Annotated in this window: 14 protein-coding genes; 3 read left to right on the forward strand and 11 right to left on the reverse strand. The window is 27.6% G+C overall.

From position 1 onward, the window contains the following. Positions 1-62: 62 nt before the first annotated feature. The 4 genes from dpaL to IC758_RS16945 form a co-directional block, all read right to left on the reverse strand. On the reverse strand, positions 63-1,277 hold the full coding sequence (gene dpaL, locus IC758_RS16930) for a diaminopropionate ammonia-lyase (protein WP_227433763.1): 1,215 nt from the start codon (positions 1,275-1,277) through the stop codon (positions 63-65). Positions 1,278-1,890: 613 nt separating this feature from the next. After that, complete coding sequence (locus tag IC758_RS16935) at positions 1,891-3,699, reverse strand: sigma 54-interacting transcriptional regulator (protein WP_227835115.1); 1,809 nt, start codon at positions 3,697-3,699, stop codon at positions 1,891-1,893. 368 nt (positions 3,700-4,067) lie between these two features. Continuing rightward, the gene (locus tag IC758_RS16940; protein WP_227433761.1) at positions 4,068-4,445 is read right to left on the reverse strand and encodes a RidA family protein; all 378 of its coding nucleotides are present in this window, start codon (positions 4,443-4,445) and stop codon (positions 4,068-4,070) included. Positions 4,446-4,811: 366 nt separating this feature from the next. Continuing rightward, positions 4,812-4,958, reverse strand: coding sequence for a hypothetical protein (locus tag IC758_RS16945; RefSeq protein WP_054274210.1), 147 nt, complete (start codon positions 4,956-4,958; stop codon positions 4,812-4,814). A 352-nt stretch (positions 4,959-5,310) separates the two neighbouring features. Between IC758_RS16945 and IC758_RS16950 the strand changes: the two genes are divergently transcribed. After that, on the forward strand, positions 5,311-5,796 hold the full coding sequence (locus IC758_RS16950) for a hypothetical protein (RefSeq protein ID WP_227835114.1): 486 nt from the start codon (positions 5,311-5,313) through the stop codon (positions 5,794-5,796). A 345-nt stretch (positions 5,797-6,141) separates the two neighbouring features. Here IC758_RS16950 and IC758_RS16955 read toward each other — a convergent pair whose 3' ends face one another. The 6 genes from IC758_RS16955 to IC758_RS16980 form a co-directional block, all read right to left on the reverse strand. Continuing rightward, positions 6,142-7,557 carry a glycoside hydrolase family 55 protein gene (locus IC758_RS16955; protein ID WP_227835562.1) on the reverse strand — a complete coding sequence of 472 codons (1,416 nt, stop codon included), beginning with the start codon at positions 7,555-7,557 and terminating at the stop codon, positions 6,142-6,144. Positions 7,558-7,702: 145 nt separating this feature from the next. After that, a complete protein-coding gene (locus IC758_RS16960) occupies positions 7,703-9,163 on the reverse strand; it encodes a glycoside hydrolase family 55 protein (RefSeq protein WP_227835561.1) in 1,461 nt (486 codons plus the stop codon). A 25-nt stretch (positions 9,164-9,188) separates the two neighbouring features. Continuing rightward, positions 9,189-10,532 (reverse strand): glycoside hydrolase family 55 protein, encoded by a 1,344-nt coding sequence (locus tag IC758_RS16965; protein WP_227860621.1) that lies wholly within the window; start codon positions 10,530-10,532, stop codon positions 9,189-9,191. Between the two features lie 457 nt (positions 10,533-10,989). Continuing rightward, positions 10,990-11,529, reverse strand: coding sequence for a flavodoxin family protein (locus IC758_RS16970; protein ID WP_227433759.1), 540 nt, complete (start codon positions 11,527-11,529; stop codon positions 10,990-10,992). Then, positions 11,522-11,938, reverse strand: coding sequence for a MerR family transcriptional regulator (locus IC758_RS16975; RefSeq protein WP_227433758.1), 417 nt, complete (start codon positions 11,936-11,938; stop codon positions 11,522-11,524). The genes IC758_RS16970 and IC758_RS16975 overlap by 8 nt, the downstream gene beginning before the upstream one ends. Before the next feature lie 210 nt (positions 11,939-12,148). Further along, on the reverse strand, positions 12,149-13,270 hold the full coding sequence (locus IC758_RS16980) for an aldo/keto reductase (protein ID WP_227835110.1): 1,122 nt from the start codon (positions 13,268-13,270) through the stop codon (positions 12,149-12,151). A 154-nt stretch (positions 13,271-13,424) separates the two neighbouring features. On the opposite strand from IC758_RS16980, the gene IC758_RS16985 reads away from it, so the two are divergent. Both IC758_RS16985 and IC758_RS16990 read left to right on the forward strand, forming a co-directional pair. Beyond that, entirely contained in the window at positions 13,425-13,499 is a 75-nt protein-coding gene (locus IC758_RS16985; RefSeq protein WP_413927713.1) for a hypothetical protein, read from the forward strand. A gap of 240 nt (positions 13,500-13,739) precedes the next feature. Beyond that, positions 13,740-15,401 carry a cell wall-binding repeat-containing protein gene (locus IC758_RS16990; protein WP_227860622.1) on the forward strand — a complete coding sequence of 554 codons (1,662 nt, stop codon included), beginning with the start codon at positions 13,740-13,742 and terminating at the stop codon, positions 15,399-15,401. A 235-nt stretch (positions 15,402-15,636) separates the two neighbouring features. On the opposite strand, the gene IC758_RS16995 is transcribed toward IC758_RS16990, so the two are convergent. Beyond that, on the reverse strand, positions 15,637-16,500 hold the full coding sequence (locus IC758_RS16995) for a conserved phage C-terminal domain-containing protein (protein ID WP_227860623.1): 864 nt from the start codon (positions 16,498-16,500) through the stop codon (positions 15,637-15,639). Between the last annotated feature and the right edge of the window lie 257 nt (positions 16,501-16,757).

Here is a 16,757-nt window from a genome sequence, read left to right on the forward strand (position 1 = left end):
TTATTAATATTTCACTTATTAAACTTTTATTTAGACTTTATTTATTTTTTATTTTAAATTTTTTATTTACTTTGGTATTCTCCATTCCAAACTATATCTTTATATTTGTCTGGGTCAGTGTCTCCTTCTGTACTTATTAATAATACTTTAGAGTTTTCATCTAATTTCAAAGCCTCTCTTAAATCTTTTAAATCTTCACTTTCAAGTATTGAAACTAATGCTCCAGTTGTAACTGCTCCAGATTCTCCAGAGATTACTTTTTCATCTCCTCTTAGAGGATTTCCTAAAACTCTCATACCTTTAGCAGAAACCCAGTCTGGTGCTGAAACGAATGCTGATGAATAATTTTTTAATACTTCAAATCCTATAGTATTTGGTTCTCCACAAGCAAGACCTGCCATTATAGTTGGCATATCTCCACCTACAAATCTTGGTTTTCCATCTCCTGCTTCTGCTGATTTATAGTAACAATCTGCCTCATCAGCTTCTACTACTACTGTTATTGGGCATTCATCATATATTGAAGCAACATATCCTTGAACTGCACCAGCAAGCGAACCAACTCCTGCTTGCACAAATACATGCGTTGGTCTATCTACTCCATATTCTTTTAATTGTTCTATAGCTTCTTTAGCCATAGTTCCATATCCTTGCATTATCCATGCTGGTATTTCTTCATATCCATCCCATGCTGTATCTTGAACCATTACTCCATGGTCATCAGCTTCTGCATAATCATTAGCTAATCTTACTGCATCATCATAATTTAAGTCTGTTATACTAGCATCTGCACCTTCTCCTTTGATTTTATTTAATCTAAATTCAGAAGAACCTTTTGGCATTAATACAACAGATTTTTGACCTAATTTATTAGCTGTCCAAGCAACTCCTCTACCATGATTTCCATCTGTAGCTGTAAAGAAAGTTATTTCTCCTAATTGGTCTTTTATTTCTTTTGAAGTTAATTTTTCATATCCTAACTCTGATATATCTTTATTTAATCTTTGAGCTAAGTATTTACCCATAGAGTAAGAACCACCCAAAACTTTAAATGCATTTAATCCAAATCTATAAGATTCATCTTTAACATATATTCCGCTAACTCCTAATAATTTTGCTAAGTTATCTAATTTAACTAAAGGAGTTTTTTCATATTGTGGAAAACTCTCATGAAATGCTTTAGCTTTTGCAATTTCTTCGTCCTTTAAAAATTCAATTCCTTTTTCTTTTTCCTCTGCTTTAGGTAAGTTATTTAATTTCCATTTTATTTCTCTCATTTATTTTATATTCCCCTTTCAAATTTTTCGATGTCATTATTAATTTTTTATCTTTGTGTCTTTATATAAAGCAATTACTGTGCCAATATTATTTATTCTAAAAATATTTTTTTTATGTTGGAATTACATACTTTTTTCAAATTTATTTAAATGTTGTAAAATCTGAGTGTGAAAAATAAGATTTATAAAAGAAAAAATTCTCATATTGGGAAATTTTTATCAATACGAGAATTATCATTTCGAGAAACCGTTTCTTTGTTTTTATTTTCCTTTATTATGCTTTTACTTTTCTATATGTCTGTTATTTTGTCTTGTATATTACTATTTTTACCTTCTATATTTATATTGTTATAACCTTCTATATTTTATGTTTTTATTTTAGCTTTCTATAATACTGTTATTTTTATGTTTTACATATTTGTACTTTATAAGCTCAAACTTTTATTTTCTATTATTTATACTGACTCAATATCTTACAAGCTTATAATTTTATTTTTATATAGTATTATTACTATATTAGTCTCTTCTAGTGACACTTCTATTATAGAGGCTTTATTTTTATTGACCTACAAATCACATTGCCATACATTTAAAACTATTTTCTATGTTTAATTTATTGTTGTTCCTCTTCTAGTTTTCTGTATAATGTAGCTAAACCTATCCCTAAATCTTTTGCTATTTTCTTTTTTGTCTTTGTATCTCTTCCATATTTATTTAACAACTTATGTATGTAAGTTAACTCCAATTCTTTAATTGAAAGTATTTTTTCTTGGTTTTCTACTATTCCCCCGACTATATCATCTTCAAACTTTGTTACCTCATTATTACTCTTAAAACTATTTCCTTCAATATTATAATAGTTCAAAATATCTAATGGAAGCATATCTTTATAGATTATTCCATCTTCTCCAACTAAATTCATCATATATTCAACTGCATTTTCTAATTCTCTTATATTTCCCGGCCAATTATAATTAACCAACATATTCATTACATTTTTTTCTATTTGATTCAATTTTATATCTAATTCTAAAGAATACTTGGAAACAAATTTCATCATTATAGTTTCAATATCATCTTTTCTTTCCCTAAGAGGTGGCAAATTTATAGGAATTACGTTTAACCTATAGTACAAATCATCTCTAAACTTACCTTCATTCACCAACTTAAGTAAGTTTTTATTCGTTGCAGCAATTACTCTTATATCTAAATCTATAAGTTTATTTGAGCCAATTCTTGCAAATTTTCTTTCCTGCAAAACTCTAAGTAACTTTGCTTGTAAAGGCATAGATAGGTCTCCCATTTCGTCAAGAAATATGACCCCTTCATTTGCAAGTTCAAACTTACCAACCTTACCTCCACTACTAGCCCCACTAAATGCACCTTTTATATAGCCAAATAACTCACTTTCAAGAAGGTTTTCTGGAATAGCAGCACAGTTTATAGCAATAAATGGCTTATTCCATCTACTTCCTTCAGCATGTATAGCTCTAGCAATTAGCTCTTTCCCTGTACCACTTTCACCAGTTATAAGAACTGTTGAATTTGACTTTGCTAATTTCTTAGTTCTCTCTTTAACTTTCACCATTGATTCTGAGTTCCCAATTATAGACTCTATATCACTATTTCCCCATCCACTATTGACTTTCCCATGTCCTTTATGGTTTATATATGTCTTATCAAATATAATTATCTTGTCATATTGATTTATATATGGATATACAGGAATTATTTTGGCATTTATATTATAAATTTTGTTATCAATATCAATTTCTAGTAATTCATGTCCATTTGAAGAAGATTCAACAGATACTATTTTTACTGTATTTTCTATTATATCTTTTCCAATATCTAATTTTTTCAAAGCAATATTGTTTATATAAGATATTTTGCTATTTATATCTAATATAACAACACCTTTTTCAACATTTTCAATTATTTCTATCATCATGTTCATTTTTCTACTGCTACTTTTTGACACTTCATGTTCTTCTATCTTCATAGAAATTAAATCGCATATATGATTGACAAACTTCAAATAATTATCTATTTTTGCACTTATTTCTACTTTTTTAGTTTTATCTGTACTAATAGCGCCAATTACTCCTATAGTACGATTATTATATTTTATTGGAACTGCTATTATTACTTTATTTAGGCATTTCATGTAATGGGAACATTCTATACAAAGCTGATTATCACATATATCTAATACGACTAACTCCTGACCTGTCTGTATAACTTTATCATAAAGAAAACCTTCAGTAACAACGCTTTCATTTATTTTTGATTTATACAGACCTGTGCCACTAATTCTTATTAATCTATCATCAACTATTTCAATATCTACATCTAACACGCTAGCTACTGTTTCAGTGTATTTTATCATTTCCTGTTGAAATTCTTTTAATTTACTTACCATAGTTTCCCCCATTAGAATTTAATTTACTAAATTATCAGTTTAGCTATATTTTAACATATAGTTAATTTTTAAAATATATATAAAACATTACTTATTTATATATTTACATTGAAATACATAATAATAATTATAAAAAGATTGTTTTATATTAGGATTACTTTAATTATAATACACAAATAATAAAATAAAAAAAGCTTTCCTCCTATAACAAATATATTTTTGGCACAAAAATATATGTTATATAAGAAAAGCTCAATAGTTAAATATTTAGATAGATTTTTATATAGACTTTTTTAATATAAACTTTTTAATTGTAGACTTTTTTTATTAGTTTTTAATTTTCATTAGTTTTGTCATTGGTTTTATTATTATAATACTGCCATTGCTTCAATTTCTAAAACTGCATCTTTTGGTAATTGAGCAACTTGTACACATGATCTTGCTGGTGGATTTTCTTTAAAATATGTAGCGTACACTTCATTAATATCATTAAAATCTTTTAAATCTTTTACGAAAACTGTAGTTTTAAATACTTTATCCATAGTTGTACCAGCTTGTTCTAGTATTGCTTTTACATTGTCTAAAGAAGCTTTTGTTGCTTCTTTTGGGTCAGATACTAACTCGCCTGTCTTCATGTCTATTGGAAGTTGACCTGATGTAGAAACTATATTTCCAACTTGTATTGCTTGAGAATATGGTCCAATTGCTCCTGGAGCTTTCTCTGTAGCTATTACTACTTTTGACATGATTTCACCTCCTATTATTAAGTTATATTTACAGGAAAATAAAATTTCCTAAACACCAATATTAATATGAACCTCTAGACAAGAAATCAAGTCCAAAGTTTCAAATAATCAATACTCAGATTATTATATTTATTTGTGTTCATGTTAATATTTATTAAAGCAATTAGCATGCCAATTTCTTTTTATTCATAAAACTTTATAGAACCACTTAAAACACCTAAATTGAAACCTTTCCATAAAAAATAATCCGAAAATAGTTTTTTTATAGTACTAATTTTTTTCTCATATCTGGAATTTTACCAACTTGAGAATTCTTGTTTTGAGAATTTGCGAATTTTATTTAAATAGTTCTAAAGTTTTAAGTTATTATGCTATCATGTATGAAAGAACTATGGTTGACAATCCTACTGCTACAAATAGCAACACTTTAATCCAGACCTTATTTACTTTTGTTATCATAGAACCTATTGAAAATATAATAGCCAAGTATAATAGTAACCAAAAAATTATCATTCCACTACTGCTGCTGAAAACTTACAAAACTATTTTTTAATGACCCCATTTATTTTATAAGATATACGTTTATTTTATAAAATATAAGTAAAGTATAAAATTATTTCAGCAACTTTCTCCCCTCTTATTTTTTAAATCTTTTATAGGATTGTATCATGTTTGAGTGAATTTTCATACTATTAAGTCTTTACCTCTACAAAACAATACCTCTCATTTCATGCCTAATAATGTAAGATTACAGCTATTTTATTGATTTTGATAACTTGATTGACTATACTATTATTAGTTTTTATTTGTATATAAAGCTACTATTTATATGCAAAATTTTTATTTATATAGGGGGTTTTTAATTATGAACAAAAGTCCATTAACAGCAGAAACAACAGAAGAAATGCTAAAAGTACTAAGTGGGAAAGATTATAATATTGCTTATGATTTTCATAAGCTTGGTCAATCACTCGATTGCAAGATTGAACCACGAACAGGAGCTCGCTCTTATCGTATATTATATTCAACTAAAAAACCAAAGCGTAGTCTATTTACTATTGAATGTAATGAGAAAAAATGGAGAGTTAAAGCAAACCTTTATAATCTAAATACATATAGAGATACTGTGGAGGAATGTTCTAAAACTATTAAAGATAGTATTACAAAAACTCGTACTTGTAAAAAATGTAATCCAAAATGTATTGGTGGTTCTTCATTTGAATTAGATGGCAAGTCCTATATAACTTGCGTAGGAAGTGGACATTATTTTGCTAATATGGAAGAAATAGATTGGAAAAACCTAAAAAAGTTAATTAGTAAAGAGAATGATATTATGCAGAAATCTGTTTAATATGCTACTAAAACACACATAAATTTAGATATCAAATAAATGATAAAAATGTGCATAGATTTGTATGTATATCAAAATTCTGTGCATATTGAAAAACTGTGTATACCAAAAGGCTGTGGATAAATTTACTTTTCTGTAAATCTAATTATAGCCTTTATGTATTGCTTTTACTATATAATCATTAAAGTTATTTTGTAATCTTAAATTTCCTCCTACATGTACTGCTTCTATATTAGTTTTTGTATTATTATATTCAGCTTTTATTTATAAAAAATGAATCCTATTACAAGGATTCATTTTTTTATATTATTTAGTACTTATTTTCTGAATTTGCTAGTTCTTCCTTTAGGACACTTTATAATAATATACAGTTTCTTTTCCAATAAGTTCAGAACCAATTTTTACCCATTTCCCTCCATAAGTAGATTCTATCTTAGAAATATCTGAATCTGTTGATTTAACAATAAGTCCAGCTTTAGGTTTGAATACCTTTTTTTTCTTCTCATCAGTGCTGTTTTTAAAGCTAAACTCACCTTTCTCTAATAGAAATAAATTTTCATTTTTGTGATATCCGACCAAATTAATTCCATTAATAATTTCTGGAACAGATGAGTCAATAAATATATAATCATTAAAGTTGTTTTGTAATCTTAAATTTCCACCTCCATCTTTTGCTTTTACTATATAATCATTAGCATCTATGTTACATTTCAGTGTAGAATCTGGTATTTCAAGAATTTCAAATACATAAACTTTATGCTTATATTCTAAACCATCGTCCCAGTTATCTTTATTATCACTAAGCAAATTAACATAACTATTCTTAAAATAATTTCCACAAAATAAAGAATATGCATCTTCTTTTTCATCTTTTATATTTAAATAAGTATTATAATCTGTATTATAATAACGTTGTCCACATCTTCTTATAATTCCAGATATATAAGTATCAATTACTAACCCAAACAAAAATCCACACTGACCACATTGATCGATTGTAATATTATTGATTTTGTAGCTTCCAAATCCCTCAAGCTTCCCATTTTGACTACTTATAAGACCAACTTTTTGTATCTTCTCTATCCTTACATTATTTATACTAGTGCCAGTCATAATTCTCATTCCATCTCCACATTCGGATATTCTACTGTTAGAAATAATTGCATCAATACCTGTATCAATACCTAATCCGCAAGAGTTAACTGTAATATCATTTGAAATTGCGTAATATGGTATCTGAATTCCTATACCTGAGAAACCACTTATATAAAGATTTTCATAATGACCAAGACCTCTGGTAGCATCATCCAGGCCATCAGTTGTAATTGCTGACACATTATCAAGTTTTTCATTTTTATTATTTTTCTTAGTCAGCATTTCATAATGATAATGTGGGTTCCCATGTGTTGGTGGTTCATCATTGACAAGTACCTCACAGCTATCAGAGTAAAAACTTATATTTTTAATACATTGTTTCATTTTTGTCAATGTAATAATACTCATATTAGGAACTCCATGAGTTATAAATTCTGTAGCAGATGTTGATGAATTAGAATCTCCCAGTAAGGTTATTTCTTTATCAATTGTAACACCAGTTTCAAATAAGTATTTACCTTTGGGGAAATATAAAATACAAGACTTAAGTGGTAACTTATCAATAACTTCCTGTATGAAAGGTCCCACATCTTCTGAACCATCGTTTTTAATCTTAGGATATCTTTCTAATATGTTAATTGTTATTTCATTTTTAATTTCTTCCATAATATTATTTATTCCTTTCTTATTTACTCAATACCAAAATATTATGTATTTTTGGTATTAGATGAATTTTTCATAGTTATAAATTTAACTATACTATAACAACTAGACCACTAGTAACGAGCGAGTTTAAATACCATACATTTGCTTACTTTTCTATCATTTTATGATATCTTACCATCATTCCAAACTCTACTTTTTGAGCAATTTTCTCCCATTTTCCACCATAATTATCAGCAACTGTATCACTACTTTCATTTCCTGCTGTCATAATATCATTTATTTGTGGAGTATACATTTTAATATCTTTATCATCACTATTTATATACATCTCACCTTTTTTTATCATAATTTTGTTATTATGCTCTTCTTCAGATATATCAACTCCATTGATACTACTTATTTTTCCATTATAAAATATAACAGTTTGTTCTTTATTATTGTACATTAGGTTTCCTTTTTCTGACCCAACAACCAGATCAGTAGCATCTACAGGACATCTTAATAATATATTATTGGCTTCAAGAGCTTTTATAAGGTATACCTTATGAGGACTATATCTTAGATCCCCTTTTCCTTCATCAAATTTATCTTTCCCTTTATCGTCCCAATAATCTACATTAGTATTTGAGATTGTTATATTACTTGACTCTATTGAATTCCCATAAAATAAGGAATAAGCTTCCTTAACTCTCTCGTCTAACTTCAAATAGTCATCATAGTTAAAATTAAAATAAAATTGCCCACATCTTGAGATATTTCCTGATATGTATGTATTAGACATTGAGTCAAACTTGAATCCGCAATATCCACATTGGTCAATTGTAACATTTGTAACAAAGTTTAAGCCCTTACCAATATTGTTAATAGCAATCCTACCAACTTCTTCTACTCTCATACCATTTATAAATGTTCCAGTAGAAATTTCCATTCCATAATCACATCCCCAAGTCTTTCCATTAGTAATTATTGAATTTTCTCCTGTACTAATTCCACGATTACATGAAAAAACAGTTATATCATTTACTGTGGAATTATTAGGCATCTTAAGTGCAATTTCACCAAAACCACCAAAGTCCACATTTTCATAATGACCAGGCCCTTCTGATACATTTTCACATACAATTGCTGATATATATTTGCCTTTGTGTGCAAATACTATCTCATGATGAAATCCTGATTCACCATTTGCAGGAGGTGCATCAGGCGACTTCGCATTATCACAGTTATCTGATTGAAAAGAAATACTTTTAATACAATGTTTTACTCCCTTTACTGTTATCATTGCAAAACTTTCCATTGTACCATTTGCCTCATCTTCTTTATCAAATTTACCAGAAAATTGTGTTGTTCCTGAATAAAAATACTCATTAGTTGGATTATTTGACCTAAAATAGGCATCTCCACATAGTGTTAATCGTTTGTTAATCTCTATACCATTTGTAAATAAGTACTGCCCTCTTGGAAAATATATAATAGAGTCTTCTGGTGCAGCATTTATAATTTCTTGCACCCTAGAACTTACATCTTTTGTTTCATCATTAAAGACTCCATAATCTAAAACATTAATCCAGCCATCTGTTTCTTTAATTATTATCGGTTCTCCCATAATTCACTACCTCCTAATTTTAAAACTAATCTTCTATTTTTTTATAATAATACATAGGTTCTTCATTAACTGTTTTTATACCAATTTGTTCCCATGTCCCACTATGCAACTTGCTTATCTCTTCCTCAGAGTTTAATATTGAAGATATAACAGAGTTTTTTTGTAGTTTAGGAACTACTAAATCTTTCCCACCATCATCTACATAAAGTGTATTGTCAACTATCTTAAGTAAATCACCCTGATTTACATCAGAAACTTGAACTCCACCTACAGAACAAATCTCACCATCATAGAACTTGTAAGTATTCCTACCATTCTCTAATAATAAGTTTCCTTTTGCACATTGTATAAAATTATCAGCCTCAGCATCACATTCTAGAGTTACATTTTTAGTATCATTTGCTTTAATTACATGTATTTTACGCTCTAAACCATTTTCTAGAGTATCAACATTATTATTTACCAATACAATATTGCAGTTATCTAAAGTGTCTCCATAGAATATAGAATAAGCCTCTTCTTTTTTGTCTGGAAGATTCTTATAAGTATCATAGTCAACATTTTTATAATATTGGCTACAGTTAGTAAATCTTGCAGTTATCTGGCTATGAGACATTTTTTCAAACATAAATCCGCAGTATCCACATTTATCAACTGCAAGATTCATAATAAGATTGAAACCAAGCCCTTTATTATTAATACCTACTTCTTGAATGTCTTCTATTCTTATATTGTTTAAGCTGACACCAGTTGTAATTTCCATTCCATTTTTACATCCATAAATCTTACTACTAGAAAGCATTGATTTTTCTCCAAGTTTTATACCAAGACCACATGAAGTAACAGTAATATCATTACCATTTGCATAAAGTGGAACTTCAATTCCTGTTCCTGAAAATCCAGAAATATATAGATGTTCAAAATGTGATAGAGCTTGTACTCCTTCTCCTTCTGTTATAGCAGATACATCTTCAGGTAATTTATTTTTTTCGCGATTATCATAGTAAAAGTTAATATTCTTTACAGTTTGATTTTTCTCTGCTAATGTAATGATACTCATATTAGAAACGCCTCTAGTTATAAAATTTGTTGCTCCTATGAATGTTTTTTTATCTTCTTCACTTTCACTTAATTCTGGAACATCTCCCCCATAATAAGAATTTCCTTGAAGTGTTATTTGTTGGCTAATTTTGATACCTTTTTCAAATAAATAGTCACCATTTGGAAAATATATAACGGAATCCTTTAATGATTCATCAGAAACAATTTCTTGTATCATATCACTTACATCTTTTTTTCCAGTAATGTCTATTTCACTGTTTAGTTCCAGCACATTAACCCAGTCTGGAGTTTTAGTTTCAATTGCCATGATTAATTCCTCCTTTTAAAATTTAAATTGTTTGTATTTACAGGAATAAGTGCATTTTAACTATAATCATATACTTCCTGTAACTCTTATACTATCATTAAAATTCATCTTATCAGTAGTTGATTTGTTTATAAACCGTTTATATTTTATATATAATTTATTTATATTTATTTTATAATTTATTCACTTTATAAAATTAGTATTTATATTTATGATATGATAATAAAATATGAAGACTGATGCTATGGATGAAAAAACTAATTATCTAGTTTACCAATTATATACAACAAAAAGCTGTAGGTAAATTTGTTTTACACAAATCTACTTACAGCCTCTAAATGGTAGAATACATTTTAGTCTACTATTTATTTTATCAAGATTATTTTGTCTAGATTATTCTGAACTCACTTTATCAATAAAATTTAGTAAATCTGATACTCTTAAAAATCTCTCTTCACTACACTGACTTGCCCATTTCATAGGCATGATTCATTGCTACACTTTCTTTGATGTCACCTACATGCCAAGCTCCTATGCCATACACTATACCTTTTTCCTTAGCACCATTTAGACATGACGTAAATCCTCTGAATCCTTCTAATGTTCTTTCCATAGCCTGCTCACTATTGTCGGCTGCAGCAACGATGAAATAAAACTCTTTTCCAGAAATTTCAGTGTATCTCGAACAAGTTCTATCAATCATAGTTTTCATCTGTGCATTCATAGTATAAAAATAAACTGGAGTTGCCAAAACAATCACATCTGCTTTAATCATTTTTTCAAGAATTTCTTCCATGTCATCTTTTTGTGAACAGTTTCCACCTTTCTCGTAACAGACTCCACATCCTATACAATATTTAACATCCTTATCTTTTAAAAATATTTTCTCTACTTGGTTTTTAGATTCTAATGCCCCTTGCATAAATTGGTCACATAATAAATCAGAATTACCACCTTTTCTAGGGCTTGCAGACAATACAAGTACACTTTTATTCATAAGACAATACCTCCGTTCTTTGACTCTCACTATTATTTTTTAATGTTTTTTCTTTTTCAATAACTTTATCCTCGTATCCATCAATTTTACTATTTAATCGTTCTAAAGTTTTCTGCATATCTTCAATTCTTCTAGAAAGCTGATTTCGTTGTTCTATTAAAAGTTCTTTTCTCGCTTTGATAGTTTTGTTCCCTTGTTGAAACATAGTTACATATTCAATCAATGTCTCAATGGAAAGTCCTGCACTTCTCATACATTTGATGAAATTAACCCACTCACAATCTTTTTCTGTAAAAGACCTAATTCCACTTTTATTTCTATTTACAGGTGGTATTAAACCAATTCGTTCATAATATCGTAAAGTATCTGCTGAAAGTTCGTATTTTCTACTTACTTCTGAAATTGTCATACAAATCCTCCTCCTTTCTTGATACTGTATAATTTAAAATCGGATTAAATAGTTTAACTGATATTTCATTAACTTCGACTTTTCTATATAACATTAATTATTTTACTTATATTTCATTAACTTCAACTTTTCTATATAACATTAATTATTTCACTTATACTTAATTAACTTCAAGTTCTTTATATATCATTAATTATTTTATAGTAGCAATTATTTTTCAAATATTTCTGCTACATTCTTTAGAGATTCTACAATTTTAATATGTTGTGGACAATTTTTTTCACACTGTTTACATCCAATACAATCTGATGCTTTTCCATAAGTTTTAATGTAGTTATTATAATAAACCATTTGTGTTGAAAATCCAGTATTAAGAGCTTGCTTTTCTGCATTGTATAAAGCAAAATAGTTTGGAATAGCGATATTTTTTGGACATCCTTCTACGCAATACTGGCAAGCAGTACATGGAACTGCAATTGCTTCATTTATAATTTCCACTGCTTCATTTATAACATCATATTCTTCCTGTACAAATGGTTCAAAATTTTGCATATACCCTGTGTTGTCTAATAGTTGTTCCATATTTGACATTCCACTTAAAACCATCATGACATTATCTTTACTTGCTGCAAAACGAATTGCCCATGATGGCACTGACATATCTGGATTATAATCGTTAAATAATTTTTCTGCTCTTTCTGGTATTTTTGCTAGTGTACCACCTTTTACTGGTTCCATAACTATAACAGGTTTATTGTGTTTCTTTGCTACTTCATAACACTTTCTAGATTGTATGCTTTCATTATCCCAATCTAAATAATTAATTTGTAACTGCACAAAATCTACTTCTGGATGCTCATTCAATACTTTGTCTAATAGTTCTGCACTATCATGAAAAGAAAAACCAATATTTTTTATTTTTCCTTCTTTTTTCTTTTCTTCAATAAACTTGAAACTGTCAAATTTTTTAGCTATTTCATAATGTGATACACCAATGTTATGTAAAAGATAATAATCAAAATAATCTACACCACATTTTTCTAACTGTTCATTAAAAATAGGCTCCTGCTCTTCTTTTGTTTTTAAAGCCATTAGTGGTAGTTTTGTAGCTACGGTAAAACTTTCTCTTTTATGTCTCTTTACTAGAGATTCTCTAAGTGCTATTTCACTTTTACCCATATGGTATACATATGCTGTATCAAAATATGTGAATCCTCTCTCTAAAAAAGTATCAACCATATTATTTAAGTAATCCATATCAATACTTGTAGCATCATTTTCGTCTTTTATTGGTAAACGCATTAACCCAAACCCTAATTTTTTTTGTTCCATTGTCCTGCTTCCCCCTTTATGTATTCTCTACTTTTTTAACTTATGTTTTTAAATATTTATAAATTTTCTATAATTATACTTTACTACTTAGAGTTAACTTCAAGTCAATAGTTTTTTTATTTTTTAATTAAATACTATAAAAATTTATCAAGAAATTCCACCTAAAGTAGAATATTTCCTAACAGATTTAGGAATAAGCTTTGTCCCTGTTTTAGAACACATGAAATAATGGGGAAAAACCTATTTATCAAATGATAAAAATAATCCATCCTGATTTACATATATTCAATGTCGAAAACATTTTTCCAAAGATTTATGATACAATGTTAAATAATAAAATAAAAGCTTTATATTGAATAATCTTATCTGTTAATTTTAAAATGTTACATTTAATAGTAACTTGATTTTAAGATTATATTTTACTAGTTCATACTAAATAATAAAATATAAGGATTGTGAGGTAAAAAATATGAATAAGAAAAACTTAGCTATATTAGTGGCAGGTATGATGTTTTTTTCTAGCTCTTCAGTAATCTTTGCAAACAACATAACAAAGCAAGAAAGATTAATAGGTAAAACAAGATATGAAACGGCTGTAGAAGTGAGTAAATTAGGATGGGTTCAATCAAAAGTAGCAATTATAGTCAATGGCAACTCTATTCAAAGTGCACTTTGTGCAAATCCTTTTGCTAAATTAAAAAATGCTCCTATACTATTAGTAAATGATAATAGTATAGAAAGTTCAACTAAAACTGAACTTAAAAGACTTGGCGTAGATAATGTATATATAGTGGACAGTGGAAATAGTATATCTAATAAAGTAGAAAATGAAATAAAATCACTCAACATAAAGGTAAATAAAATAGTAGGAAATAATATCTATGAAATGTCTACAAATTTACTTAAAGAAATAGATAAAATAAAAAAAGTGGAAAATGTAGCAGTTGTAAATGGATTAAAGGGGTTATCTGATGCAGTTAGCATAGCTTCTCCATCAGCAATACATAATATGCCTATAATACTAGTATCAGAGGAAAACAGCAATAATAGCAGTATAAATTTCTTACACAATAGGTCTATAAAAAAATCTTATATAGTTGGTGGAAATAAGATTTTATCAGACAATACAGTAAAAAAATATCCGAATAAAGAAAGAATCAGTGGTTCAGATAGAAACAATACCAATGCCAAAATTATTGAACAGTTTTACAAAACCAAAAGTATAAAAAATGTGTTTGTTACTAAAGATGGTATGAACAAGGAAAATGCACTAGTAGACGCATTATCAATAGGAGTATTGGCAGCCAAAGAAAATTCTCCTGTAATAATATCTAATGGCACTCTTGTAAACAGCCAAAAAGATTTTATTAACAATAAAGACATAAAAGAAGTAACACAAGTTGGCGGAGGTGATAACCAAAAAGCATTTGAGGATATCTTAAAGCTAAAAAATATCGATATAAGAAATAAAACTAAAAAAATATCTTTAATTGAAGCTAAGGAAATATTAAAACAAGCTGTTCCAGAAAGTAATGTTTTAGTTTGTTACTACGACCAAGATGATAATAAATACGACAGTAAGGTTATAAAGGATAATATTGTATATGAAGTAGAAATAGATGCCTACTCTGGTAAAATAATAGAAATTGAAAAAGATGATGATATAAATAATAATTTAGGTGTCAAAAATATATCTTTAGATAAAGCTAAATCTATAATACTAGATGCCATTCCTAATGGTAATTTAATATACTGTAAATATGATGCTGGCGATAATGAATATGAGGCTAAAGTTGTAAAAGATAATAAAACATATGAAATAGAGATAAATGCATTTGATGGAAGAATTATAGATATTGATATGGACAATGATTATGATGATAATGATTATGATGACTTTGATAATAATCACAATAATAGTGATTCTAATAACAATAACTCTATAATTAGCATTGAAAAAGCTAAGTCAATAATGCTAAACAAAGTACCTGGTGGTAAAATAGTAAAATTTGAATATGATAAAGATGATAAAGAATATGAAGGCGAAATAATAAAGGGAAATAATGAATATGATATAACAATCAGTGCAATCACTGGAAAAATATTAGAATATGAAGTTGATACAGTATAGTATATAACTCTAATGATATAGTTTATAAAAATTTTCTTATTTATTACTGTAATTTAAATTTTATATTACTGGAATTTTAAAAATTCCAGTAATATTTTTTATTATTAATAACACTAATAACCCTATTTTCTATACATATAATATATCTGAACATAAACTATATCTAAATTTTAGATTTTTCATAATATCTATTCTAGTATATCTCTTATCCACTTATATCTCTTATCCACTATAATCACTTTTTATTTAAGTAAGTCTTGAATTCATGACCAAATAGAATCTCTGGCTTTATATCCACTAGCGTAGGAGTCTCCTTCCAGCTCTTCACTCTTGATTCTATAACTTTATAAAAATCTTCTAAGCTATGGCCTTCTTTTCTTCTTTCAGCTATAAGTTTATTATCTGTTTCTGAATCAAACCTAAAACTTTCCCCTGACTCTTTATTTAACTTTTTTATAATATTTTCATAAATACTTTCTATATAACAGTATTCCTCTTCCACATCAGTATTTTTCTTGGAGTTCTTTTTTAATAACTCTTTTTTTAAATTTTTTTTTAATAATTCTTTTTTCTTTGTTACATCTTCTGTTTCATCTACAGTATGAAATTCTGGGTCATAACCCCATTGTCTATACTCTTTATCTACATAGCTATACATATTGGTATCACTGGCCTTATCTTTGTCATACTTATATTCATGTTTTGATACCTTTTGGCTACTATTATTTGTTTCATTAATATTTTCTAATATATCTTCAAAAAAACTTCTACGTTTCTTTATTACACCTGTATCATTACTTTCAGAGCATATATAACTATATACAGAGCAACAATTTCCCTTCACTCCTCGACTTATTAGTCTCAATATTCCTAAATCTATAAATTCATTTACAAGCCTACTTATTGTAGATATTGATAAATCAAGGTCAGATGCAGCCTTTCTTACAGTCATCATAAACTGTCCCCTTGGTAAAGTTCCCCTTAATCTTTGTATGTTTTCTTTTCTCATTATATAGTGATTAAACCTTATTTTGTTTACATCACTTCGCTCGTTAAAATATAATACTGCTGAATTTAATTGATAAAAACCATTGTTCATATTCTTATTCCCCCAATTAAAATAAATAGTTGTTTGTAAGTATTTTTGTATTTCTTAATAATTTATTAGATGATTATATTTTATTAAAAATCAGTCTTCTATATTTTTCATTTTAAAGTTTTAAAGGCTCTATGTTAATAGATGAGATTTAACTTTTTTATTTAAACAATAAATTTAATAATTTTTTTAATATAAATATTTTATTATTTAGTAAACATTTTCTTAAAATTGATATATTGTTCTTAGTATCAAAGTTT

Source organism: Clostridioides sp. ES-W-0016-02, assembly GCF_020641035.1.
Taxonomy (GTDB): domain Bacteria; phylum Bacillota; class Clostridia; order Peptostreptococcales; family Peptostreptococcaceae; genus Clostridioides.

Excerpts from the sequence above, each read along its gene's own strand:
- dpaL (WP_227433763.1), bottom strand. The coding sequence starts at position 1,277 with ATGAGAGAAATAAAATGGAAATTAAATAACTTACCTAAAGCAGAGGAA.
- IC758_RS16960 (WP_227835561.1), bottom strand. The coding sequence starts at position 9,163 with ATGGGAGAACCGATAATAATTAAAGAAACAGATGGCTGGATTAATGTT.
- IC758_RS16970 (WP_227433759.1), bottom strand. The coding sequence starts at position 11,529 with ATGAATAAAAGTGTACTTGTATTGTCTGCAAGCCCTAGAAAAGGTGGT.
- IC758_RS16945 (WP_054274210.1), bottom strand. The coding sequence starts at position 4,958 with ATGATAATTTTTTGGTTACTATTATACTTGGCTATTATATTTTCAATA.
- IC758_RS16935 (WP_227835115.1), bottom strand. The coding sequence starts at position 3,699 with ATGGTAAGTAAATTAAAAGAATTTCAACAGGAAATGATAAAATACACT.
- IC758_RS16940 (WP_227433761.1), bottom strand. The coding sequence starts at position 4,445 with ATGTCAAAAGTAGTAATAGCTACAGAGAAAGCTCCAGGAGCAATTGGA.
- IC758_RS16995 (WP_227860623.1), bottom strand. The coding sequence starts at position 16,500 with ATGAACAATGGTTTTTATCAATTAAATTCAGCAGTATTATATTTTAAC.
- IC758_RS16980 (WP_227835110.1), bottom strand. The coding sequence starts at position 13,270 with ATGGAACAAAAAAAATTAGGGTTTGGGTTAATGCGTTTACCAATAAAA.
- IC758_RS16955 (WP_227835562.1), bottom strand. The coding sequence starts at position 7,557 with ATGGAAGAAATTAAAAATGAAATAACAATTAACATATTAGAAAGATAT.
- IC758_RS16975 (WP_227433758.1), bottom strand. The coding sequence starts at position 11,938 with ATGACAATTTCAGAAGTAAGTAGAAAATACGAACTTTCAGCAGATACT.
- IC758_RS16965 (WP_227860621.1), bottom strand. The coding sequence starts at position 10,532 with ATGGCAATTGAAACTAAAACTCCAGACTGGGTTAATGTGCTGGAACTA.
- IC758_RS16950 (WP_227835114.1), top strand. The coding sequence starts at position 5,311 with ATGAACAAAAGTCCATTAACAGCAGAAACAACAGAAGAAATGCTAAAA.
- IC758_RS16990 (WP_227860622.1), top strand. The coding sequence starts at position 13,740 with ATGAATAAGAAAAACTTAGCTATATTAGTGGCAGGTATGATGTTTTTT.